Origin of the sequence: Sphingomonas sp. NFR04 (genome assembly GCF_900114095.1) — a bacterium.
Taxonomy (GTDB): Bacteria; Pseudomonadota; Alphaproteobacteria; order Sphingomonadales; family Sphingomonadaceae; genus Sphingomonas.
Window position 1 is genome coordinate 153,251 of record NZ_FORV01000004.1, and the last position, 22,345, is coordinate 175,595.

Below are 22,345 nucleotides of genomic sequence, written 5' to 3' on the forward strand. Positions count from 1 at the left end.
GGGGAACAGCTTCGCATGCGTGGCGCCGAAGAGGGGCAGGTCGCAATCGCGGCGCGCAATGGCGCCCGGGCCCGACCTTTCGACATTCGCTTTCAACCGTCCGCCGGGCGGCTGATACCGCATGTCGAGAGCTTTTATCTCGCCCATATCGACGCGCCGTGCATCGAGGGCGTCGAGCGCGTCGATCTCGGCCAGTGGCGCTTCTGCCTGCAGGGCGGCGGGGCAGTGAAATTTCCGGACGGCCATAGCGAGACAACGCTGCCGGTGGTGGTCAACGGCCCCGGCACGGCGCACTGGACCTACCGTATCGAGGGGCCCTTCCGCTGCTTCGGCATTTCCCTGCGCGGCATCGGCTGGCGCACCCTGGTCGGCCGCCCGGCGGACCAGGTGGCGGACCGGCTGGTGGATGGCGGCGAGATTTTCGGGCCGGAGGTGCATGCGCTGCACGCGCAGCTCCGCGAACTCGACACGTTGGAAGCGATGGTTGCCGCGGTCGAGCCCTTCCTGCTGCGCCGGATCGACGCCGCGCGGCGCGTGCCCAAGGCGCATATCGCCTTTCTCCGCATCGTCCGCGAATGGGCGGCGTCTGGCGATCCGACGATCGATGCGCTCTATGACGCGATGGAAGTCGAAACCGGCATGGGGCAGCGCCAGGTGCAGCGGCTGTGCAAGGAATATTTCGCCGGCCCGCCCAACCATCTGCGCCGCAAGTTCCGCGCGATCGGTGCGGCGATGCGCATCCACCAGGGCGCGCCGCTTGCCGAGGTGATGGCACCCTTTGCCGACCAGTCGCACATGATCAACGAGATCAAGCATTTCACCGGCCAGACGCCCGGCCTGCTCCGCGACAGCATCGATCCGGTGCTGGCCATCACGCTGGAGAACGAGAAGTTCCACTTTCTCCCCGATGTGATCCCCGAGACAGTTGACCTAGGCCGCCGCTAGGCCCACATGCCAATCGGATCAACTTTGTCCGATTGGGAGTCGATGCGTCTTTCGAGCCTTGCCGACTATGCCGTAGTGATGCTGGCCGCCGCCGCGCGCCAGTGCGGCGCGTCGTGCCGGCTCAATGCGACGCTGCTCGCGGGCGAGACCGGCCTGCCGCTGCCGACCGTCCAGAAGCTGGTGAGTAAGCTCTCCGCCGCGGGCCTGATCGAAAGCGCGCGGGGCACCGGGGGCGGCTTCCGCCTTGCCCGCCCGCCGGCGGCGATCAGCCTTGCCGACATCGTCGAGGCGATCGAGGGGCCGATCGCGCTCACCGTCTGTGTCGATTCGGCGCGGCATGACTGCGCGGTCGAGGGCAATTGCCGGGTGAAGCCGCACTGGGGCGTGGTCAGCGACGCGGTCCGCTCGGCGCTCGCCCAGGTCAGCCTTGCCAGCCTCAGCAATCCCCCGGCGCTTGCGGCACCGTCCTCGCCGGTGCATGGGCTCGCCCCTTCCACCACCGATCTTTCTTCTCCTTCTCCGGTCCTCGCCGGGGAAAGCCAGGTATCTTTCTGATGGCCACCAAGAATGCCGAGGCGCACGCCGCCGCGAACAAAAAGTATGAATGGGGCTTCGCCTCGGACGTCGAACAGGAGTTCGCGCCCAAGGGGCTGAGCGAGGATACCGTCCGCTATATCTCGGCGAAGAAGAACGAGCCGCAGTGGATGCTCGACTGGCGGCTCAAGGCGTTCCGCCTCTGGCAGACGCTGGAGGCGCCGGACTGGGCAAAGCTCAACGTGCCGCCGATCGACTATCAGGACGCGTATTATTACGCCGAGCCGAAGCAGAAAAAGACGATTACCAGCCTCGACGAGCTCGATCCGGAAATCCGCCGGACGTACGAGAAGCTCGGCATCCCGATCGAGGAGCAGAAGGTGCTCGCCGGCGTCGAGGGCGCGCGCAAGATCGCGGTCGACGCGGTGTTCGACTCGGTCTCGGTCGCGACCACCTTCCGCGCCGAGCTGAAGGCAGCGGGCGTCATCTTCCTGTCGATCAGCGAGGCGATCCGGGAGTATCCCGAGCTGGTCCAGAAGTGGCTCGGCAAGGTGGTGCCGCAGCGCGACAATTATTTCGCGACGCTCAACAGCGCGGTCTTTTCCGACGGCACCTTCGTCTATGTGCCGGAGGGCGTGCGCTGCCCGATGGAGCTCTCCACCTATTTCCGCATCAATGCGGAGAATACCGGCCAGTTCGAGCGCACGCTGATCGTCGCCGACAAGGGGGCCTATGTCTCCTATCTCGAAGGCTGCACCGCCCCGATGCGCGACGAGAACCAGCTGCATGCCGCCGTCGTGGAACTGGTCGCGCTCGACGATGCCGAGATCAAATATTCGACGGTCCAGAACTGGTATCCGGGCGACGAGAACGGCAAGGGCGGCATCTACAACTTCGTCACCAAGCGGGCGCTGTGCCAAGGCCGCAACTCCAAGGTGAGCTGGACCCAGGTCGAGACGGGGTCGGCGATCACCTGGAAATATCCGAGCTGCGTGCTGGCGGGCGAGAACTCGGTCGGCGAATTCTATTCGGTGGCGGTGACCAACAATCGCCAGCAGGCCGATACCGGCACCAAGATGATCCATCTCGGCAAGGGCAGCCGCTCGACCATCGTGTCGAAGGGCATCTCGGCCGGGCGCAGCGACAACACCTATCGCGGGCTGGTCCGGGTAGCGGCGAGCGCGGAGAATGTCCGCAACTTCACCCAGTGTGATTCGCTGCTGCTCGGCGACCAGTGCGGCGCGCACACCGTGCCGTACATCGAGGTGAAGAACCCGAGCGCCCAGATCGAGCATGAGGCCACCACCAGCAAGATCAGCGACGACCAGCTATTCTACGCGCTCCAGCGCGGGCTGGACCAGGAAGCCGCGGTGGCGCTGATCGTCAACGGCTTCGCGCGCGAAGTGCTGCAGCAGCTGCCGATGGAGTTTGCGGTCGAGGCGCAGAAGCTGCTCGGCATCTCGCTCGAAGGATCGGTGGGATGATGGCCCGGAACGCCCCGCGCCTCCAGCGTCATCCCCGCGAAGGCGGGGATCCATTGGGGTCGCCAGCGCGGTTCTTTCCGCGAACGTCCTGGCGAATGGATTCCCGCCTCCGCGGGAATGACAGAAGGAGCCTCGCTCAGCCTACGCTCATGTCGGCTGATCTATTGACGAGGCAGGGCCGCGTTCCGGGCCTGCAGGAGTATATTGGATGTTGAACGCCGTTCTCGCCGCAGCCTTCGCCCTCCAGAGCGGCGTCGCGATCGACAGCGCCGCCCAGTTCGGCGCGGCGACCAACCATGCGCGCTGCATCGTCCGCGCGATCGGCACGGCGCCGGCGGATGCCAGCGCGCGTTCGGCCAAGGTCGCCGGCGCGATCAAGCAGTGCCGCGACTTCCTCGATTCCGATTTCCAGGCCGGCCGCCTGCTGCTCAACGATCGGCCGTACCAGCCGAGCGCCTGGCACAAGCTGACGCCGGTGCTCGACGCGATCGAAGCCGACATCAAGGCCAGCGTCACTGCGCCCAAGCAGTACAAGATCATGTGGAAGCTGCCCGACGGCTCCATGGTCGACGCCTATGAAGCGGGCGCCAAGCCCAAGACCCTTTCTCTCGTGACCGTGGCGATCTGACACCCATGCTGAACATCCAGAACCTGCACGCCGAAGTCGACGGCAAGGAAATCCTCAAGGGCCTGACCCTGTCGCTGAACGCGGGCGAAGTGCACGCGATCATGGGCCCGAACGGCGCCGGCAAGTCGACGCTGGGCTATGTCCTCGGTGGCCGCAATGGCTATGAGGCGACCAGCGGCAGCGTCGAGTTCGACGGGCAGGATCTGCTGGAACTCGAACCGCACGAGCGCGCCGCCGCCGGGCTGTTCCTCGGCTTCCAGTATCCGGTCGAGATCCCCGGCGTGTCGAACGTCCAGTTCCTGCGCGAGGCAGCCAATGCCCAGCGCCGCAACCGCGGCGAGGCCCCGCTGTCGGGCGCCGAGTTCCTCAAGCTCGCCCGTGCCCAAGCGGCGGCGCTCGGCATGGATGCCGGAATGCTCAAGCGGCCGGTGAATGTCGGCTTTTCGGGCGGCGAGAAGAAGCGCAACGAGATGGTGCAGATGGGGATCCTCAACCCCAAGCTCGCCATCCTCGACGAGACCGACTCCGGCCTCGACATCGACGCGCTGAAGGCCGTCGGCGAAGGCATCAACCGCATCATGCGCGCGCCCGACAAGGCCGTGCTGCTGATCACCCACTATCAGCGCCTGCTCGACTATGTGCAGCCGGACTTCGTCCATGTGCTGGCAGGCGGCCGCATCGTCCGTTCGGGCGGGCCGGAACTGGCGCTGGAGCTCGAGCGAGAAGGCTATGGAGCGCTGGCGGCGTGAGCGTGCTCGACCTTCCCTCGACCCGGCAGGAGGCGTGGCGCTGGTCCGACATGGACACGCTGCGCGCTGCGGCCGAGAGCCCGCAGGCGGCTGCCGGCGTTGATCCGACGGGCCTGTTCCTCGACATTGAAGGCCCGCGCCTGTGCTTCGTCGACGGCGTGTTTGAGCCCGCGCACAGCCGTCCGGGCCCGGTCGAAGTTACCCGCCAGATCGCCGCGACCGATCACCCGCTCGGCAGCCTCGCCGTGGGCGAAGGCTGGGCGCTGCACCTCGGCTCCGAGCATGCGGCGACCTGCATCCAGATCGTCCATATCGGCACCGGCGGCGAGAACCATGTGCCCGCGCGCATCCTGCTGGCCGATGATGCCGTTGCGTCGGTGGTGGAGACCTTTGCCGGCACCGGCTGGGCGAACCGGCTGACCGCCATCGCGCTCGGCAAGGGTGCGCGGCTGATGCGCTCGGTGCGGCTGGTGCAGACCGGCGGCTTCGTCTCGATCCGCGACGAGGCCGAGATCGGGGAAGCTGCGAGCCTGGTGTCGATCTTCCTCGGCGCGGGCGGCATGGGCAGCCGGATCGACGGCGCGCTGACGCTCACCGGCAAGGGTGCCTTTGCCGAGATGGGCGGCGCGCTGCTCACCAGCGGCACGCAGCGGCAGGAAGCCGCCGTTTCGGTCCGGCACGAGCAGATCGAGGGGTCGTCGCGCCAGATCTGGCGCGCGGTGGCGGCCGACCAGTCGGCGGCGAGCCTCGCGGCACGGGTGGAAGTCGCGCGCGGCGCGCAGCAGACCGATGGCGAACAGTCGCTGCGCGGGCTGCTGCTCCAGCGCACCGCGACGGTGAACCTGAAGCCCGAACTCGAAATCTTCGCCGACGACGTGAAGTGCGCGCATGGCGCCACGGTCGGCGAGCTCGATCGCAACGCGCTCTTCTACCTGCAGAGCCGCGGCATCCCGGACGCGCAGGCCAAGGCGCTGCTGACCCACGCCTTCGTGGCGGACGTGCTGGCGCGGATCGGCGAGGAGCCGGTGCGCGAGGCATTCGCGGCGGATGCGGCGGCTTGGCTGGAGGCGGCGCTGTGAGTGTCGGGAGCTATACCGCCAAAAAGCCCCTCCCCTTCAGGGGAGGGGTTGGGGTGGGGGACTCTCCACCAGCGACGCACTTGTGGATCGGTCAGGCCCCACCCCCAACCCCTCCCCTAAAGGGGAGGGGCTTATGAACGGCGTGATCACCACCGCAGCCCCGCTCGACGTGCTCGCGGACTTCCCCGCCATTCCCGCGGGCTGGGCCTATCTCGACACCGCCGCCACCTCGCAAAAGCCTCGTCCGGTGCTCGACGCGATCGCGCGCGGCTATGGCGAGACCTATGCCACCGTGCATCGCGGCGTGTACCAGCGCTCGGCGGACATGACGCTCGCCTTCGAGGCGGCGCGCGCCCGGGTCGCCAACTTCATCGGCGGCAAGCGGGAGGAAGTGGTGTTCGTCCGCGGCGCGACCGAGGGGATCAACCTCGTCGCGCAATGCTATGCCGCCACCCAGCTCAAGGCCGGCGACCGCATCCTGCTCTCCGCGCTCGAGCATCACTCGAACATCGTGCCGTGGCAGATGGCTGCCGAGAAGATCGGCGCGCATATCGACGTGGTGCCGCTCACCGAAGACCACCGTATCGATCTCGATGCGATGGCGGCGATGCTGACCGATCGGCACAAGCTGGTCGCGCTCGCCCATGTGTCGAACGTGCTCGGCTCGGTGCTCGACGTTCGCCGTGCTGTCGACCTCTCCCACGGCGTCGGTGCCAAGATCCTGATCGACGGCTGTCAGGCGGTCGCACGCCTGCCGGTGAACGTCGCCGAGCTCGGCTGCGACTTCTACGTCTTCTCAGGCCACAAGCTCTACGGCCCGACCGGGATCGGCGTGCTGTGGGGACGCTACGAGCTGCTCGACGCGATGCCGCCCTATCAGGGCGGCGGATCGATGATCGACCGCGTCAGCTTCGCCAAGACGACCTATGCGCCGCCGCCGGGCCGCTTCGAGGCAGGCACCCCGCACATCGTCGGCGTGGTCGGGCTGCATGCGGCGATCGACTATGTCGACGGCATCGGGCTGGACCGCATCCATGCGCACGAAACCGCGCTGGTCACCGAGACGCGCGCGGCGCTCGGCGGCATCAACAGCGTGCGGCTGTTCGGGCCGGCGGACAGTGCCGGCATCGTCAGCTTCGCGGTGGAAGGCGTGCACCCGCACGACGTCGCGACGATCCTCGACGAGGGCAATGTCGCGATCCGCGCCGGGCATCACTGCGCCCAGCCGCTGATGGAATTGCTGGAGGTCCCCGCCACCGCGCGGGCGAGCTTCGGCGTGTATAACGGGCCGGCGGACGTCGCTGCGCTCGTCAAGGGTATCGAACGAGTGACGAGGATCTTCGGATGAACGAAGAACGCAGGATCGTGGTGGAAGAGGTGGACGCGGTCGAGGCACCGCCCAAGGCGCGCGTCGACGAGGTTGTCGAAGCGCCCGCCGAGCGGCAGCGCGACTATCTCTCGGGCTTCCTCTCGCAGAAGCCGGTGGAGCCGGGCGCCGGCGAGCCGGGCGGTCCGCTCTACGAAGCGGTGATCGAGGCACTCAAGGAGATTTACGACCCGGAAATTCCGGTCAATCTCTACGACCTCGGGCTGATCTACGGCGTCGACATCACCGCGAACGGCCATGCCGCGATCACCATGACGCTGACCACGCCGCATTGCCCGGTCGCGGAATCGATGCCGGGCGAAGTCGAGCTGCGGGTGAGCGCGGTGCCGGGCATCGCCACCGCCGACGTCAACCTCGTCTGGGATCCGCCCTGGGACCCGCAGAAGATGAGCGACGAGGCGAAGCTGGAACTGGGGATGTTGTAATTTCTAGCCCCCTCCCGCGTGCGGGAGGGGGTTGGGGGTGGGCCCCCGGCACCCAATATCCGGAGCGCTCGCGGAGAGCGGGCGCCCACCCCTCGATCCCCTCCCGCACGCGGGAGGGGAAGTAGGCAGGAAGAACGATGACCACCGCGACCACCTCCCGCCAGCGCCCCGCTGCGCTGCTCCTCACCCCCGCCGCCGAGGCGCGCATCGCCGCGCTGATGGCGAAGGCGCCGGAAGGCACGGTCGGCGTCAAGCTTTCCACCCCGCGCAAGGGCTGTTCGGGCCTGGCCTATTCGGTCGACTATGTCGCCGAGGCCAAGCCGTTCGACGAGAGGATCGAGACGCCCGGCGGCACCTTCTTCGTCGATGGCGGATCGGTGCTCTACCTGATCGGATCGACGATGGACTGGGTGGAGGACGATTTCACCGCCGGCTTCGTCTTCACCAATCCCAATGCCAAGGGCACCTGCGGTTGCGGCGAAAGCTTCATGGTCTAAGCGGGTCGGCTCGGCTAAGGCCGCCGCAATGACTCAGACTGCGGACGATGCCGCGCTGCCGATCCGGGTGGCGGCGCTCTACCAATTTGCCCGGTTGGACGACCCGGCGGCGCTGCAGGGCCCGCTGGCGAAACTGTGCTGCGCCGAGGGCGTGAAGGGCACGCTGCTGCTCGCGCGCGAGGGAATCAATGGCACGATCGCGGGCAGCGACGAGGGCATCGCAGCGGTGGTCGCGCATGTCCGCGCGCTGCCGGGCTGCGCCGGGGCGGACGTGAAATACTCCCGCGCCGCCGAGCAGCCCTTCTACCGCATGAAGGTCCGCCTCAAGCGTGAGATCGTGACGATGGGCCAGCCGGACATCGATCCGCTCGCCAGCGTCGGCACCTATGTCGCGCCCGAGGACTGGAACGACCTGATCGCCGATCCGAACACGGTTGTGATCGACACGCGCAATGATTACGAGGTCGCCGCCGGCACCTTCCGCGGTGCCATCGACCCGCACACCAGGAGCTTCCGCGACTTCCCCGACTGGTTCCGCGCCCACCGCGAGGAATTGCTCGGCAAGGGCGAGACGCCCCCGAAGGTCGCGATGTTCTGCACTGGCGGCATCCGCTGCGAGAAGTCGACCGCCTTCCTCAAGTCCGAGGGTATCGAGCAGGTGTTCCATCTCAAGGGCGGCATCCTCAACTATCTCGAAAAGGTGCCCGAGGCGCAGAGCCTGTGGGACGGCGAATGTTTCGTGTTCGACCAGCGCGTGACGGTGGGTCATGGCCTCGCGCCCGGCAGCTACGAACTCTGCCACGCCTGCCGCCGCCCGGTCAGCGCCGAGGACCGCCGCTCGCCACGCTACGAGGCGGGGGTCAGCTGCTCCGCCTGCTATGACGAGCGCAGCGATGCGGATCGCGAGCGCTACCGCGAACGTCACCGGCAGGAGCGTTTGGCGGCCAGCCGCGGCGAGCCGCATGTCGGCAAGGTCTATCCCGCCGATCCCGACGCATGAGCGGAACTTCAGCGTCGGCAACACAGGGTTTCCCGCCCGCCGCTTGATCCTGCGCAAGGACGCGCCCATGTGGGCGGCATGTTGATCGAGACCGAAGCCACGCCCAACCCCGCCACGCTCAAGTTCCTGCCAGGCAGGATCGTGATGGAGGCGGGCACCCGCGACTTCGCCAGCCCTGAAGAGGCCGAGGCCTCCCCGCTCGCCACCGCGCTGTTCGCGCTGGGCGATGTGACCGGCGTGTTCTTCGGCCGCGACTTCATCTCGGTGACCGCGGCGCCCGGCGTGGAGTGGATCGGGCTCAAGCCCGATGTGCTCGGCATCCTGCTCGATCATTTCTCGGCCAACATGCCGCTGTTCATGGCAGGCTCGGCCGCCGGCTTCAGCGTGCCGCCGGAGAGCGCCGACTTCGGCGACAATCCCGAGGATGCGGACATCGTCGCGCAGATCCGCGAGCTGATCGAAACCCGCATCCGCCCGGCGGTCGCCAATGACGGCGGCGACATCGTCTATCGCGGCTTCGATCAGGGCAAGGTGTTCCTCCAGATGCAGGGCGCCTGCTCGGGCTGCCCCTCGTCCACCGCGACGCTGAAGAACGGCATCGAGCAGTTGCTCAAATATTATGTCCCCGAAGTGACCGAGGTGCGCGCGATCTGATCGCGCGACCGGCGCCTTCCTCCCACAACGAATAGAAAGGATCGCAGGCCATGGGCCAGCCGCTGAACGACGTCGCCCTTGATACGATCTTCCGCACCGCGCGGAGCTTCAACGGCTATACCGACCAGCCGGTCACCCAGGCCGATATCGAGGCGATCTACGATCTGCTGAAGATGGGTCCGACCTCAGTCAACCAGCAGTCGGCGCGGTTCGTCTGGATCCTGAGCCAGGACGGCAAGGACAAGCTTGCCAGCCTGTCGAGCGGCAGCAACGCCGAGAAGATCCGCAAGGCGCCCGCCAGCGTGATCATCGGCTATGACGTCAACTTCCACGAGCATCTGCCGGAATTCTTCCCGCACGCGCCCGAGGCGAAGAACTGGTTCCCGACCGAGGAAGGTCGCCGCGAGCAGGCGTTCCGCAATTCCTCGCTGCAGGGCGCCTATTTCATCATCGCCGCGCGCGCGCTGGGCTTCGATACCGGCCCGATGTCGGGCTTCGACAATGCCAAGGTAGACGAGGCCTTCTTCGCCGACCAGCCGGGCGTGAAGTCGAACTTCATTTCGACCCTGGGCGTCGGCGATCCGTCGAGCGTCCATGCCCGCCTGCCGCGCCCGGCATTCGACAAGTTCAACCGGGTGATTTGACCTGCCCCCGTTTCTTTGGCTAGCGCGGGGCGATGGCTGAAGCCCCGCGACTGCTCGTGATCGAAACCGCCACTGCCGCCTGTTCGGTGGCCTTGCTGGCGGATGGTGTCGTTCTTGCCGAACGGCACGAACTGGTCGGCCGCGGCCATGCCGAGCGGCTGATCCCGATGATCGGCGAGCTGCCCGGAGGCGGCCGTGCCGATGCGATCCTGGTCGATGTCGGCCCCGGCAGCTTCACCGGCGTGCGCGTCGGGCTTGCCGCCGCGCGGGGACTGTCGATCGGCTGGGGCGTGCCGGTGCAGGGCTATTCCTCGCTCGCGCTGCTCGCCGCTGCCGGGTTTGCGCGCGATCCCGCGCTCGACCGGCTGTCGGTAGTGCTCGAAGGCGGGCATGGCGAAGTCTTCGTCCAGCATTTCGCCGCGCCTCTCATCGACACCGCCCCGCTTGCCTCGCTCCAACCCGAGGCGGCGCTGGCCACGCTCGATGGACGCGCCGCATTCGGCAGCGGCGTCCGTCGCCTCGCCGCGCTCGCCGAGGGGCTGGACCTGCGCGAGGTGCTGCCCCGGGCCGCCGATGCGGTGCTGCTCCCGCCCGGTTTCGCCACGCTGCCGCCGCGCCCGCTCTATGGCCGCGGCCCCGATGCCAAGACGCTCGCCGAGCGGGGCCTCGCATGAGCGCCGCGCCCCAGCCGATCGAGCTGCGCGAAGGCGGGGTGCACGACCTCATCTCGGTCAACCGGATCATGCAGTCGGCCTTCGATCCGGAATATGGCGAAGCCTGGACCCAGTCCCAATGCGTGGGGATGATGGCACTGTCGGGCGTGTGGCTCGTTGTCGCGAGTATCGGCGGTCGCGACGTCGGCTTCGCCATGGCTCGTGCGATGCTCGACGAAGCCGAACTGTTGTTGCTGGCGACCAGTCCCGGTGCGCGGGGACGGGGTGTGGGCGGAGCGTTGTTGCGCGCGGTAATCGCGGAGTCGCGCAATCGCGGCGCGACCAAGCTGCATCTCGAAGTCCGCGCAGGCAATGAAGCGATCCACCTCTATCACCGCGAGGGTTTCGAGAAGATCGGCGAACGTCGAGGCTATTATCGCGGTACTAGTGGGCTGGCGCTCGATGCTCTCACTTTGGCACGTCCGCTTGCGTAAAAATTACAACCATTGCGACGTTGATCTCTTGCCAACCACGAAGCTTCGCACGATAGGACGCTGCAGGCGACATCCAGAATAGTCGCCGTGAACGGGTCGAAAGGAATATCATGGAAGCTTCATCTGAAATTCAGGAAACCCTGATCGCGCTGACCGCCGATATTGTCGCTGCGCACGTCAGCAACAACAGCGTCGCCGTGTCGGACCTGCCGCAGCTCATCCAGAACGTGCACGGCGCGCTCACCGGTCTCGGCACCGTGCAGCCGGAGCCGGAAGTGAAGCAGGAGCCGGCCGTTTCGGTGCGCGCTTCGGTGAAGCCCGACTATATCGTCTGCCTCGAGGACGGTAAGAAGCTGAAGATGCTCAAGCGTCACCTGATGACCCATTATCAGATGACCCCGGAACAGTATCGCGCCAAGTGGAACCTGCCGGCCGACTATCCGATGGTCGCCCCCAACTATGCCGAGCAGCGCCGCAGCCTGGCGAAGAAGATCGGCCTCGGCACCAAGCGTCGCAAGACCCGCTGAGCCAACGTCCCCAGGGACATGGCGTGAAGCGCCGGCCCGGACCCCCGTCCGCGGCCGGCGTTTTCGCATTTGCTCGATCAGCATGAGCGAACGGCTTGCCCTTTTCCCCTGACGCCAATGGCGCTACAGCGGTGTCATGGTTCGCAAGATTGATCTCGAAGCGCTCTGCCACGAAAAGGGGCTGCGCATCACCGAACAGCGCAAGGTGATCGCGCGCGTGCTTTCCGATGCCGATGACCATCCCGATGTGGAAAAGGTCTATGAGCGCGCCGCCGCGATCGATCCCGGCATCTCCATCGCCACCGTCTATCGCACGGTGCGGCTCTTCGAAGAGGCGGGCATCCTTGATCGCCACGATTTCGGCGATGGGCGCGCGCGCTACGAGCCGGCGCCCGAGGCGCATCACGATCACCTGATCGACGTCGAGAGCGGCAAGGTGATCGAGTTCGTCGATCCCGAGCTGGAGCTGCTGCAGAAGCAGATCGCCGAGCGCCTGGGCTTCCGCCTCGTCGACCACCGCATGGAACTCTACGGGGTTGCGCTCGAGCGCAAGAACTGAGCGCGCCCGCCGCCGCCGCGAGGAAGCGACGCAGGGACTGCCGACCCGGCTGACCGGGGCGGAGCTGGCCCGCGTCTGGCTGCGCATCGCCCGGCTGGCGCTGGCGCTGCTGGTGCATGTGCCGCTCCATTATCTGTTCCGGCTGGTGCGGCTGCCCTCGCCCTGGCCGCGGCTGTTCCTGGGCAGCGCGGCGCGGATCGCCGGCGCCAAGGTCAAGTGCGTCGGCACGCCGCTCAAGCGCGACGTTTTCTACGTGTCCAACCATCTGAGCTGGATCGACATCCTGGCGCTGGGCGGGGCGAGCGGCACGGCGTTCGTCGCCAAGGCCGAGATCGGTGCCTCGCCGCTGGTCGGCTGGCTCGCGAGCCTGAATCGCACCGTCTACGTCAAGCGCGAGAACCGGATGGGTGTCGCCGAGCAGATCAACCAGCTGCGCGAGGCGCTGGCCGATACCTGGGCCGTCACCATCTTCCCCGAGGGGACGACCACCGACGGCAAGTCGCTGCTGCCGTTCAAGACGCCGATGCTGCGCGTGCTCGAGCCGCCGCCGCCGGGGGTGATGGTGCAGCCGGTGGTGCTCGACTATGGCGCCGCGGGTGAGGACATCGCCTGGATCGGGCAGGAGCGCGGGCTCAACAACGCCAAGCGGGTGCTGGCGCGCAAGCAGCGCTTCCGGCTGCGCGTGCATTTCCTCGAGCCCTTCGACCCGCGCGACTTCCCCGGGCGCAAGGCGATCGCGGCGGAAAGCCGGCGGCGGATCGAGGAGGCGCTGGTGCGCACGCTCGGCCAGCCGCTGCGGCCGTTCCGCTTTGCGGAGGATGCGATCGGGTACAAGGCGCCGGTGCCGGGTGCATCCGACCCTTCCACCTAATTCGTCATCCCGGCGAAAGCCGGGATCCATTCGCCTTGCGCTGTCAGCAAGGCCGAACGGAGACCTCAATGGATCCCGGCTTTCGCCGGGATGACGGCGGGACGGGAATGCTCGCGCAACCCTCCTCAAGGCCTGTTTTCTGCCGTCATTTCCGCGTATAGGCGCGCCGATCATGACCACCCCCAAGACCTATCACGTCAAGTCGTACGGCTGCCAGATGAACGTCTATGACGGCGAGCGCATGGGCGAGCTGATGGCCGCCCAGGGCCTCATCGCCGCCGAGGCGGACAAGGCCGACCTCGTCGTCCTCAACACGTGTCACATCCGCGAGAAGGCGACCGAGAAGGTCTATTCGGAGATCGGCCGGCTCAAGCTGCGCGAGGCGGGCAAGCCGATGATCGCGGTGGCCGGCTGCGTCGCCCAGGCCGAGGGCGAGGAAATCGCCCGCCGCGCCAAGGTGGACGTGGTGGTGGGACCGCAGGCCTATCACAATCTGCCGGAGCTGGTGGACAAGGCCGCCAGGGGCGAGCTGGGCGTCGACACCGACATGCCGATCGCCAGCAAGTTCGGCAAGCTGCCCGCGCGCCGCAAGGTTGGCGCGAGCGCGTTCCTCACCGTGCAGGAAGGCTGCGACAAGTTCTGCACCTATTGCGTGGTGCCCTATACCCGCGGCGCCGAGGTCAGTCGGCCCTATGCGGCGATCGTCGACGAGGCCAGGGCGCTGGTCGATGCCGGCGCGCGCGAGATCACGCTGCTCGGCCAGAACGTCAACGCCTGGGGCGATGATGACGGCCGCGGCCTGCACGACCTGATCGTCGCACTCGATCGGATCGAGGGGCTGGCGCGGATCCGCTATACCACCAGCCATCCCAACGACATGGCCGAAGGGCTGATCGAGGCGCACGCCCATGTGGCCAAGCTGATGCCGTTCCTGCATCTGCCGGTGCAAGCAGGCAGCGATCGCATCCTGAAAGCCATGAACCGCAGCCATACGCGCGATTCCTACCTGCGCATCATCGAGCGCGTTCGCGCCGCGCGGCCGGACATCGCAATCTCGGGCGATTTCATCGTCGCCTTTCCCGGCGAGACCGAGGCCGAGTTCGAGGAGACGCTGCAGCTGGTCGACGCGGTCGGCTATGCCCAGTGCTTCAGCTTCAAATATTCGCCGCGTCCGGGCACCCCGGCGGCCGATCTGGTCGATCAGTATCTGCCCGAAGCGGTGGCCGACGAGCGGCTGCAGCGGCTGCAGGCGGCGCTCGGCCGCCATTCGCAGGCGTTCAACGAAGCGAGCGTCGGCCGGCGCTGCTCGGTGCTGATCGAACGGGTGGGGCGCCGCCCCGGCCAGATGATCGGCAAGTCGCCCTGGCTGCAATCGGTCCATCTGGAGACCTCGGCCAAGATCGGCGACCTGATCGAGGTCGATCTGGTCAGCGCCGGGCCGAATTCGCTCGCTGGGCGCGAACTGGTCGCTGTTTCGGGGTGACCCGCCGCGCGGATCTGGCGTAGGGGCGCGGCGTTGGATCGGGGGGACCAGAATGTTCGAGCGCGTAGGGCCGTTAGTCGCGGTGCTGGCATGCGGGGTGGTGGGTGCCGCCCATGCACAGGGCGTGCTGCCGCCACCGGCCGAGGGGCTGACCTTCGCCGCCAGCGAGCGCGTGCGGTACGAGGCGATCGACGGGCAGGCACGCGCCGGCTTCAACACCAGCGACCAGCTCGTCAATTTCCGGACGACGCTGCTTGCGCGCTACCAGCACGGGCCGGTGAGCGTCGTCGGCGAATTGTGGGACAGCCGGGTCTATAAGGGCAACCATGGCTCGCCGGTGACGACGGGTGAGGTCAACACGCTGGAGCCGGTGCAGGCCTATGTGCAGCTCGATCTCGGCACGGTGCTGGGCCGCGGCTCGACGCTGAAGCTGCAAGCCGGGCGGTTCCTGCTCAACCTGGGTTCGCGGCGCCTGGTCGCGGCCGACGATTATCGCAATACCACCAACGGCTATACCGGCATTCGCGCGGACTGGAGCGCGGGGAACTGGGCGGCGACCGGGATCTACACCATGCCCCAGCGCCGACGGCCCGATGATCTCGACTCGCTGCTCTCGAACGAGCCGGCGATCGATCGCGAAGGTGCGGCGCTGGTGCTCTGGGGCGGGCTGATAAGCCGGGCGCGCACCATCGGCCCGGCGATGATCGAGACCAGCTATTTCCATCTCGGCGAGCACGACACCCCCGGGCGCCCGACGCGCGATCGCGCGCTCGATACGGCCAGCATCCGCATCGCGCGCGATCCTGCGCCGGCCAAGCTCGACTATGAGATCGAGGCGATCGGCCAGACGGGTTCGCAATCGATCAGTCTCGCGCCCGGTGCGGCGCGGCAGTCGGTACGCGCCTGGTTCGTCCATGGGCGTCTGGGCCATAGCTGGCCGGGGGCCTGGAAGCCGCGGCTGATGGCCGAGTTCGACTATGCGAGCGGCGATGCGCCCGGCGGCCGCTATGGCCGGTTCGACACGCTGTTCGGGATGCGCCGCGCCGATCTTGCGCCGGCCGGGCTCTACAATGCGATTGCGCGCAGCAATGTCGTCGCGCCGTCGCTGCAGGCGGAGGCGGCACCCGATGCCCGCACCGAGCTGATGCTGAGCTATCGGCCGATGTGGCTTGCCGCGCGCACCGATAGCTTCTCCAGCACCGGCGTGCGCGACGCGCGGGGGCGCTCCGGCAACTTTGCCGGGCACCAGCTCGACGGACGGGTGCGCTACCGGCTGAGCAAGGCGGTGCGGCTGGAGGCGGATGCGGTGCTGCTCGCCAAGGGCGGCTTCCTGCGGGACGCGCCCAATGCCCCGCCGGGGCGGTGGACCAAATATGGTTCGCTCAACCTGATGGTGAGCCGGTAGCCGGCCGGGGGACACTGCCGTCCCGGCCCGTCGGTTTTCAGCCCAGGGCCGCGGGGCGCGTTCGATACCGATCCAGCCTACGCACCATTTGCCGTCACCGATTTGTTCAGTGCGAAGAGGCCTGCGCGGCGCCGTTGGCCGCACGATCGCGGCTGCAACCGCCAACTTCATTGGACTTTTCACGTCGTGAATATTGGCTGAGATGCGTATGCAATCCGAGCGCATGCCTCTCGACCGCTGCGGTAGAGGAATGGGTTGCGCCAAGGTGGATGCGCGTCTCAGCACCGACGCACATTGATTATTTGCGCGGGCTCTATGCGAGGGATGAGCCGGCGTACAGCAGAAGCGCGCATGCGAACGCGCCTCGAAGCAGATACTTCATGGAAGACCTTGGTTGTTACTGATGTGTGGCGGCGCAGATAGCGATTGCATCCCACATTTCCAACCCCAGGCTGGGCTGCGTCGTTCCCGTTTCGGCACGCGCGGGGCAGCGCGAGCGCCGACGGGGGACCCGGCATGGTGTCGCAACCGCGTCACATGCGCGCGGCATTGCAAGGTCAACACACGCTCCCCCTGTGCAGCCGGGTTTCCGTCTGCCATCTTGTTCATCGACATGCGCCAAGGAACCTCCGCACGATGCTAAGGTTTGCCCCTCCGGGGCCGCGTGATCCCCGCGCCCCGCGCCAACACCGAAAGGACCGCATGAGCCGCAAGCCTGTCCCCGCCCAGTCCGGCGAACGCTCCCGGGTAGAGGTGACCTTCGACAAGCCCCAGCTCCTGCCGCAGCTATTCGGAGAGTTCGATTCCAACCTGCTGATGCTCGAGGAGCGGCTGGGCGTGTACATCCACGCGCGCGGCCAGCGGGTGGTGATCGAGGGCGGCGCCGAAGCCGTGGCCCATGCCCGCGAAGTGCTCCAGGAGCTGCACAGCCGGGTGATTCGCGGCGAGGAAGTGGATGGCGGGCTGATCGACGCGGTGATCGCGATGTCGACCGAGCCGATGTTCACCGGCATCGTCCGCGCCGAGCCGGCGAATGCCGGCCCCAAGCCCTCGATCATGATCCGCACGCGCAAGAAGACGATCGTGCCGCGTTCGGTGACGCAGACGCATTACATGCGCGAGCTCGCCTCCAACGACCTGATCTTCGCGCTCGGGCCGGCGGGTACCGGCAAGACCTATCTGGCGGTGGCACAGGCCGTCGCGCAGCTGATCACCGGCAGCGTCCAGCGGCTGATCCTGTCGCGCCCGGCGGTGGAAGCCGGCGAGCGGCTGGGCTTCCTGCCCGGCGACATGAAGGAGAAGGTCGATCCCTATCTCCGCCCGATCTACGACGCGCTCTACGACTGCCTGCCCGCCGAGCAGGTCGAGCGGCGGATCGCCAGCGGCGAGATCGAGATCGCGCCGATCGCCTTCATGCGCGGCCGCACGCTGGCCGACGCGTTCGTGATCCTCGACGAGGCGCAGAACACCACGCCGATGCAGATGAAGATGTTCCTGACGCGATTCGGCCAGAACAGCCGGATGGTGATCTGCGGCGACCCCAACCAGACCGACTTGCCCGGCGGGCCGAACGCCTCCGGGCTGAACGACGCGGTCAACCGGCTGGAAGGCGTGGAGGGCATCTCGATGGTGCGCTTCGGCATCGGCGACGTGGTGCGCCACCCGATCGTGGGCCGCATCGTCGCGGCCTATGAGGGCGATGGTTGAAGGGCGGGATATCCCGTCCTACATCCGGGATATCCCATTCGGAGGCGCTGGCGTGGCATCGCTGTACATCAAGGATCCGGACACTGCGGCGCTCGCCGCCGAGGTGGCGGCCGCGCTTGGCACCACCAAGACCGAGGCGGTGCGCGACAGCCTGTTGCGGCGCAAGGCGGAGCTAGAGGCCAAAGGGCGGGCGCAGGACGTGCTGCGCAAGCTCGACGCGCATCGCCGCGCCCATCCGTTGCCGCCGCCTACCGGGCAGCCCGCCGACAAGGCCTTTTTCGACGAGCTGTGGGGCGACGCTTGACGCTGTTCATCGACGCATCGGCGCTGGTCGCAATCATCGCCGAGGAGCCTGAACGCGATCGCTTCGTAGAGGCAGCCGTCGAAGACGCGCCCGCGCTTTGGTCGCCGATGGCGTGTTGGGAAACTGTCGCTGCCTTGTCGCGTTCGCGCCAGATGGAGGTTGCAGATGCTCGGCATGAAGTCGGGGTCTTCGCCGACGAGCTGGGGTTGACGCTGGTGCCGATCGGCGCGCGTGAACTGAGCTTGGCGCTGGATGCCTATCAGCAGTTCGGTAAGGGGAGGCACCCGGCCGGACTCAACATGGGCGACTGCTTCGCCTATGCCTGCGCCAAATCCCATGACGCGCGTCTCCTCTACAAGGGCGACGACTTCTCCAAGACGGACCTCGCCTGATGCTCGACGTTGCCGCCCTCCTCGAATCGCCCTGGCCGGAAGGCGACTGGGAAGCCCTTGCCCTGCGCGCGGCCGAGGCTGCGATCGCGCAGACGCCCTATGCCGATTGGAAGGGCTCGCCGAGCGCGATCGAAGTCGCGGTGCGCTTCACCAGCGACGACGAAGTCCATACGCTCAACCGCCAGTATCGGCACAAGGACAAGCCGACCAACGTGCTGTCCTTCCCGATGATCCAGCCCGACCTGCTCGATACCGTCACCCAGAACAGCGATGATGGCGAAGTATTGCTGGGCGATATCGTGCTTGCGCACGGCGTCTGTTCGGTGGAAGCCGAGGAGCGTGGCATTGCCGTGGAAGACCATGCCACGCATCTGATTGTCCATGGCATGCTGCATCTGCTAGGCTATGACCATATCGAGGATGGCGAGGCGGAAGCCATGGAGGCGATGGAACAGGCCGCCATGGCGGCGCTGAACCTGCACGATCCCTATCCCGTACGCGAGGACTGACCACCAACATGAACGAGGGCCCTAGTACCGGCTCGCCCGACCATCGACACGAAAACGGCGGCATCTGGCGCAGTTTGCGGGCACTCCTGTTCGGCGAGGAACAGGAAGAAACGCTGCGCGAGCGGCTGGAAGAAGCCATCGACGAGCATGAGAGCGACGGCGGCACGCCGCCCGCGGGCGACCTTGCCCCGATCGAGCGCCAGATGCTCAAGAACCTGCTGCATTTCGGCGAGCGCGATGCCGGCGACGTGGGCGTGCCCCGCGCGGACATCATCGCGGTGGAGGAGCAGACCAGCTTCGCCGATCTCGTCCAGCTCTTCGCCGAGGCGGGGCACAGCCGCCTGCCGGTCTATCGCGAGGAGCTCGATACGATCATCGGCATGGTCCACATCAAGGACGTGTTCGAGATCCTCGCCAAGGGCGAGGCGCACCCGCCGAGCATCGCCGGGCTGATCCGCCAGCCGCTCTACGTGCCGCAATCGATGGGCGCGCTCGATCTGCTCGCGCAGATGCGGGTGAAGCGCACCCACCTCGCCATCGTGCTCGACGAATATTCGGGCACCGAAGGGCTGATCACGATCGAGGACCTGATCGAGGAGATCGTCGGCGAGATCGAGGACGAGCATGACGAGGCACCCTCCGCGCTGATCGTGCCGATCGACGGCGGAGGTTGGGAAGCCGATGCGCGCGCCGAGCTGGAGGACGTCGCCGAGACGGTCGATCCGCGCCTCGCCGAGGTGGAGGAGGATGTCGACACGATCGGTGGCCTGGCCTTTGTGCTGGCGGGGCATGTGCCGGCGGTCGGCGAGTGCCTCGAGCATGAAAGCGGCTGGAAGCTCGAAGTCATCGACGCCGACGAGCGCAAGGTGAACCGCCTGCGGCTGCATCCCCCCGAAGTGCGGGTGGAAGACGCGGCGTAGCCATTGCCCCCCATTGTCATTCCGGCGAAAGCCGGAATCCATTGAGGCCTACGCTGCGGCTCCTGCTGTGACCGACAGGCGACTGGATCCCGGCTTTCGCCGGGATGACGGCGTGTCTCTTATCCGAGTGGCTTAACCCGGCAGCCCGATCAGGCTGATCTGCCGGCCGTAATCCGGCTCGCCGCGATGCGTGGCGCGGCGGAAGCTGAAGAAGCGGGCCTCGTTCGCATAGGTGTCCACGCCCAGCGCCTCGATGGTGCGCAGCCCCGCCAATGCCAGCCGGTGGACGACATAGGCTTCCAGGTCGAACTGGAAATGTTCGGGCCGGCCATCGGCGAAGAAGCGTTCGTTGGCCGGGTCCTGCTCGCAGAAGCGCTGGAAGAAGCCGGCATCGACCTCGTAGCTGGCGCGGGCGATGCAGGGGCCCACTGCCGCCGCGATCCGTTCGCGGCGGGCGCCCAGCGCTTCCATCGCGGCGATCGTCGAATCGGTGACGCCGCCGATCGCGCCCTTCCAGCCCGCGTGCGCGGCCGCGACCACGCCCGCCTCGCGATCGGCGAACAGCACCGGCGCGCAGTCGGCGGTGAGGATGCCGAGCAGCAGCCCCGGCTGGTTGGTGACCAGCGCGTCGGCCTTGGGGCGCAGCGCCTCGTCGAACGGGGAGATCACCGTCACCGCATCGGCCGAATGGACTTGGTAGACGGTGACCAGCCGCGCGCCGGGCAGCACCGCCTTCACCGCGCGGCAGCGATTTTCGGCGATCGCACCGGGATCGTCGTGCGAGCCGGTGCCGACGTTGAGCCCCGCGACCACGCCCGCCGAGACGCCGCCGACGCGGCCGAGAAAGCCGTGCGGAACGCCGTCCAGCGCGCGGGCGCGGGTGACTTCGACGTCGCTCACAGCGCCAGCCGCATCAGCCGATCCTCGTCGGCATGGTTGCCCACCATGAAGGCATAGGGTCCGCGATCCTCGAAGCCGTAGCGCTGGTAGAAGCGCTTGGCGCGGTGGTTGTCGATATAGACGGAGAGCCAGAGCTCGGTGGCCCCTCGCGCACGGGCGGTGGCGAGTGCCCAGTCCGTCAGCGCCTGTGCGGCACCGCTGCCCTTGGCGCGATCGAGCAGGTAGAGCTGGCGCAGCTCGATCGCCGGGCCATCGGGAGTGGCGGGCAGGCTGATCGGCCCGAGCTTGCAATACCCCGCGATGCCCTCCGCATCCTCGATCACCCGAAAGGCGAAGGCGGGATCGGCCATTTCCTCGGCCCAGCCCTCGACCGTGAACTTCGCAAGGAAGGTGGCGAGATCCTCCGGCGCGTAGAGATGCCCGAAGGTCGCATGGAAGCTTTCCCGGAACACTGCGTCGATGGCGGTCGCGTCGGCGGGGGTGGCGTCGCGGAAGCTCATGCGAACCCCGCCGGCACCGGCCAGCCCGGCGCGGTGAGTGCGATCACCTTGAACAGCGAGCCCATCTGGTCGTCCCCCACCAGCCGATTGCGATCGGCCGCGATCGCGTCGCCGCGTTCGGGCGCAGTGCGGGCGAGGGCGCGTGCACGCTCGTCGATGCCGAGTGCCTTGAGGAAATCGCCCTGCGTCACCGGACCGTAGACGGTCAGCCCCTCGGCTTCGGCAGCTTCTTTGAGCGTGCCGAAATCGACATGGGCGGTGAGGTCCGCTTCGCCGGGCGCGTTGAACGGATTGGCGAAGGCGTGGCCGCGCACTGCCTGCAGCGTGTCGCCGATCGCCGGGCCCTCATAGCCATAATCGAGGATCAGCGCCGCGCCGCCCTGCGCCAGCAGTCGCTGGGCGAGGGCGCGCAGCAGCGAGACGCTGGCCGGCGACGTCTCGAGGATGGCGCCGGGCGCCGCGTCGCGCAGCGCGGGCGGGATCACCGGATCGAAGCCGCGATCGCCGGTCACCGGCAGGAACAGCGTATCCTGGCAGGCGACCAGCCGCTCGCGCCAGCCCTGCGCGGTATGGACGAGCTGGCGGATCGGCAGCGCGTCGAAGAACTCGTTGGCGACGACCAGCAGCGGCGCATCCTCGGGCAGTCCGACGAGGTCTAGATGCCACTCGGCGTGCGGCACGCGCTCCTTTTGCGCGGCGCGCAGGACGGGGCTCGTCTCGAGAAAATCGACCGGCGGCGCAAACCCGGCCTTGCCCATCGCGCGCAATGCATCACTCGCCAGCGTGCCACGGCCCGGGCCGAACTCGACATAGCGGGCAGCCTCGGGGCGACCCGCGCGGTCCCACAGATCCGCCAGCCACAGCCCGATCAGCTCGCCGAACATCTGGCTGATCTCGGGCGCCGTGGTGAAGTCGCCGCGCGCGCCCAGCGGATCGCGGGTCGCGTAATAATGTGCGTTGGCCGCCCCCATGAACTGCGAGAGCGGGATCGGCCCGGCGAGCGTGATCGCGCGCGCCAGCCGCTCGGGCAGGGCGGGCTCGGCGGCGTTGTCGCGGCGGTCGTCGGGCTGGGCGTCGAGCGGGTTGGTCATCGCG

The 22,345-nt window shown here is 67.5% G+C and carries 27 protein-coding genes; 24 read left to right on the plus strand and 3 right to left on the minus strand.

The window, feature by feature from the left end:
• The first annotated feature begins 15 nt into the window (after positions 1-15).
• The 24 genes from BM009_RS13125 to BM009_RS13240 all read left to right on the plus strand — a co-directional run bounded on the left by BM009_RS13125 (position 16) and on the right by BM009_RS13240 (position 19,850).
• Entirely contained in the window at positions 16-945 is a 930-nt protein-coding gene (locus tag BM009_RS13125; protein WP_093296855.1) for an AraC family transcriptional regulator, read from the plus strand.
• A gap of 42 nt (positions 946-987) precedes the next feature.
• Complete coding sequence (locus tag BM009_RS13130) at positions 988-1,500, plus strand: SUF system Fe-S cluster assembly regulator (RefSeq protein WP_093296857.1); 513 nt, start codon at positions 988-990, stop codon at positions 1,498-1,500.
• The gene (sufB, locus tag BM009_RS13135; RefSeq protein WP_093296858.1) at positions 1,500-2,963 is read left to right on the plus strand and encodes a Fe-S cluster assembly protein SufB; all 1,464 of its coding nucleotides are present in this window, start codon (positions 1,500-1,502) and stop codon (positions 2,961-2,963) included. The genes BM009_RS13130 and sufB overlap by 1 nt, the downstream gene beginning before the upstream one ends.
• A 208-nt stretch (positions 2,964-3,171) precedes the next feature.
• Positions 3,172-3,591 (plus strand): hypothetical protein, encoded by a 420-nt coding sequence (locus BM009_RS13140; RefSeq protein ID WP_093296860.1) that lies wholly within the window; start codon positions 3,172-3,174, stop codon positions 3,589-3,591.
• Positions 3,592-3,596: 5 nt separating this feature from the next.
• Complete coding sequence (gene sufC / locus BM009_RS13145; protein WP_093296862.1) at positions 3,597-4,340, plus strand: Fe-S cluster assembly ATPase SufC; 744 nt, start codon at positions 3,597-3,599, stop codon at positions 4,338-4,340.
• Positions 4,337-5,419: a SufD family Fe-S cluster assembly protein gene (locus BM009_RS13150; protein ID WP_175488009.1), complete on the plus strand. Its 1,083-nt coding sequence runs from the start codon at positions 4,337-4,339 to the stop codon at positions 5,417-5,419. The genes sufC and BM009_RS13150 overlap by 4 nt, the downstream gene beginning before the upstream one ends.
• Before the next feature lie 133 nt (positions 5,420-5,552).
• Positions 5,553-6,767, plus strand: coding sequence for a cysteine desulfurase (locus BM009_RS13155; protein WP_093296864.1), 1,215 nt, complete (start codon positions 5,553-5,555; stop codon positions 6,765-6,767).
• Positions 6,764-7,231 (plus strand): SUF system Fe-S cluster assembly protein, encoded by a 468-nt coding sequence (locus BM009_RS13160; RefSeq protein WP_093296866.1) that lies wholly within the window; start codon positions 6,764-6,766, stop codon positions 7,229-7,231. Before BM009_RS13155 ends, BM009_RS13160 begins: the two co-directional genes overlap by 4 nt.
• Before the next feature lie 137 nt (positions 7,232-7,368).
• On the plus strand, positions 7,369-7,728 hold the full coding sequence (locus BM009_RS13165; protein ID WP_093296868.1) for a HesB/IscA family protein: 360 nt from the start codon (positions 7,369-7,371) through the stop codon (positions 7,726-7,728).
• Positions 7,729-7,756: 28 nt separating this feature from the next.
• The gene (locus tag BM009_RS13170; RefSeq protein ID WP_093296870.1) at positions 7,757-8,728 is read left to right on the plus strand and encodes an oxygen-dependent tRNA uridine(34) hydroxylase TrhO; all 972 of its coding nucleotides are present in this window, start codon (positions 7,757-7,759) and stop codon (positions 8,726-8,728) included.
• A gap of 78 nt (positions 8,729-8,806) precedes the next feature.
• On the plus strand, positions 8,807-9,382 hold the full coding sequence (locus tag BM009_RS13175) for a NifU family protein (protein WP_093296872.1): 576 nt from the start codon (positions 8,807-8,809) through the stop codon (positions 9,380-9,382).
• 50 nt (positions 9,383-9,432) lie between these two features.
• Positions 9,433-10,026: a malonic semialdehyde reductase gene (locus tag BM009_RS13180; protein WP_093296874.1), complete on the plus strand. Its 594-nt coding sequence runs from the start codon at positions 9,433-9,435 to the stop codon at positions 10,024-10,026.
• Between the two features lie 32 nt (positions 10,027-10,058).
• Entirely contained in the window at positions 10,059-10,700 is a 642-nt protein-coding gene (gene tsaB / locus BM009_RS13185; protein WP_093296875.1) for a tRNA (adenosine(37)-N6)-threonylcarbamoyltransferase complex dimerization subunit type 1 TsaB, read from the plus strand.
• On the plus strand, positions 10,697-11,173 hold the full coding sequence (gene rimI / locus BM009_RS13190) for a ribosomal protein S18-alanine N-acetyltransferase (RefSeq protein ID WP_093296877.1): 477 nt from the start codon (positions 10,697-10,699) through the stop codon (positions 11,171-11,173). Before tsaB ends, rimI begins: the two co-directional genes overlap by 4 nt.
• A 110-nt stretch (positions 11,174-11,283) precedes the next feature.
• The gene (locus BM009_RS13195) at positions 11,284-11,700 is read left to right on the plus strand and encodes a Ros/MucR family transcriptional regulator (RefSeq protein WP_064310290.1); all 417 of its coding nucleotides are present in this window, start codon (positions 11,284-11,286) and stop codon (positions 11,698-11,700) included.
• A 136-nt stretch (positions 11,701-11,836) separates the two neighbouring features.
• Positions 11,837-12,259: a Fur family transcriptional regulator gene (locus BM009_RS13200; RefSeq protein ID WP_066724328.1), complete on the plus strand. Its 423-nt coding sequence runs from the start codon at positions 11,837-11,839 to the stop codon at positions 12,257-12,259.
• 49 nt (positions 12,260-12,308) lie between these two features.
• Complete coding sequence (locus BM009_RS13205; protein ID WP_093297332.1) at positions 12,309-13,130, plus strand: lysophospholipid acyltransferase family protein; 822 nt, start codon at positions 12,309-12,311, stop codon at positions 13,128-13,130.
• A gap of 172 nt (positions 13,131-13,302) precedes the next feature.
• Positions 13,303-14,613, plus strand: coding sequence for a tRNA (N6-isopentenyl adenosine(37)-C2)-methylthiotransferase MiaB (miaB, locus tag BM009_RS13210; RefSeq protein WP_093296878.1), 1,311 nt, complete (start codon positions 13,303-13,305; stop codon positions 14,611-14,613).
• A 52-nt stretch (positions 14,614-14,665) separates the two neighbouring features.
• A complete protein-coding gene (locus tag BM009_RS13215) occupies positions 14,666-16,018 on the plus strand; it encodes an alginate export family protein (RefSeq protein WP_093296880.1) in 1,353 nt (450 codons plus the stop codon).
• 702 nt (positions 16,019-16,720) lie between these two features.
• Entirely contained in the window at positions 16,721-17,725 is a 1,005-nt protein-coding gene (locus BM009_RS13220) for a PhoH family protein (RefSeq protein ID WP_093296881.1), read from the plus strand.
• Positions 17,726-17,777: 52 nt separating this feature from the next.
• The gene (locus BM009_RS13225) at positions 17,778-18,029 is read left to right on the plus strand and encodes a type II toxin-antitoxin system VapB family antitoxin (RefSeq protein ID WP_093296883.1); all 252 of its coding nucleotides are present in this window, start codon (positions 17,778-17,780) and stop codon (positions 18,027-18,029) included.
• Entirely contained in the window at positions 18,026-18,421 is a 396-nt protein-coding gene (locus tag BM009_RS13230; protein ID WP_093296885.1) for a type II toxin-antitoxin system VapC family toxin, read from the plus strand. The genes BM009_RS13225 and BM009_RS13230 overlap by 4 nt, the downstream gene beginning before the upstream one ends.
• Entirely contained in the window at positions 18,421-18,930 is a 510-nt protein-coding gene (gene ybeY, locus BM009_RS13235; protein ID WP_093296886.1) for an rRNA maturation RNase YbeY, read from the plus strand. Before BM009_RS13230 ends, ybeY begins: the two co-directional genes overlap by 1 nt.
• 8 nt (positions 18,931-18,938) lie before the next feature.
• Positions 18,939-19,850: a hemolysin family protein gene (locus tag BM009_RS13240; RefSeq protein ID WP_093296888.1), complete on the plus strand. Its 912-nt coding sequence runs from the start codon at positions 18,939-18,941 to the stop codon at positions 19,848-19,850.
• 132 nt (positions 19,851-19,982) lie between these two features.
• Here BM009_RS13240 and pgeF read toward each other — a convergent pair whose 3' ends face one another.
• Genes pgeF through BM009_RS13255 form a run of 3 tightly spaced genes read right to left on the minus strand, consistent with a single transcriptional unit; the run spans position 19,983 to position 22,341 of the window.
• Positions 19,983-20,750 carry a peptidoglycan editing factor PgeF gene (gene pgeF, locus BM009_RS13245; RefSeq protein ID WP_093296889.1) on the minus strand — a complete coding sequence of 256 codons (768 nt, stop codon included), beginning with the start codon at positions 20,748-20,750 and terminating at the stop codon, positions 19,983-19,985.
• Complete coding sequence (locus tag BM009_RS13250; protein ID WP_093296891.1) at positions 20,747-21,250, minus strand: GNAT family N-acetyltransferase; 504 nt, start codon at positions 21,248-21,250, stop codon at positions 20,747-20,749. Before BM009_RS13250 ends, pgeF begins: the two co-directional genes overlap by 4 nt.
• Positions 21,247-22,341: a class I SAM-dependent methyltransferase gene (locus BM009_RS13255; RefSeq protein ID WP_175488010.1), complete on the minus strand. Its 1,095-nt coding sequence runs from the start codon at positions 22,339-22,341 to the stop codon at positions 21,247-21,249. Before BM009_RS13255 ends, BM009_RS13250 begins: the two co-directional genes overlap by 4 nt.
• Positions 22,342-22,345: the final 4 nt, after the last annotated feature.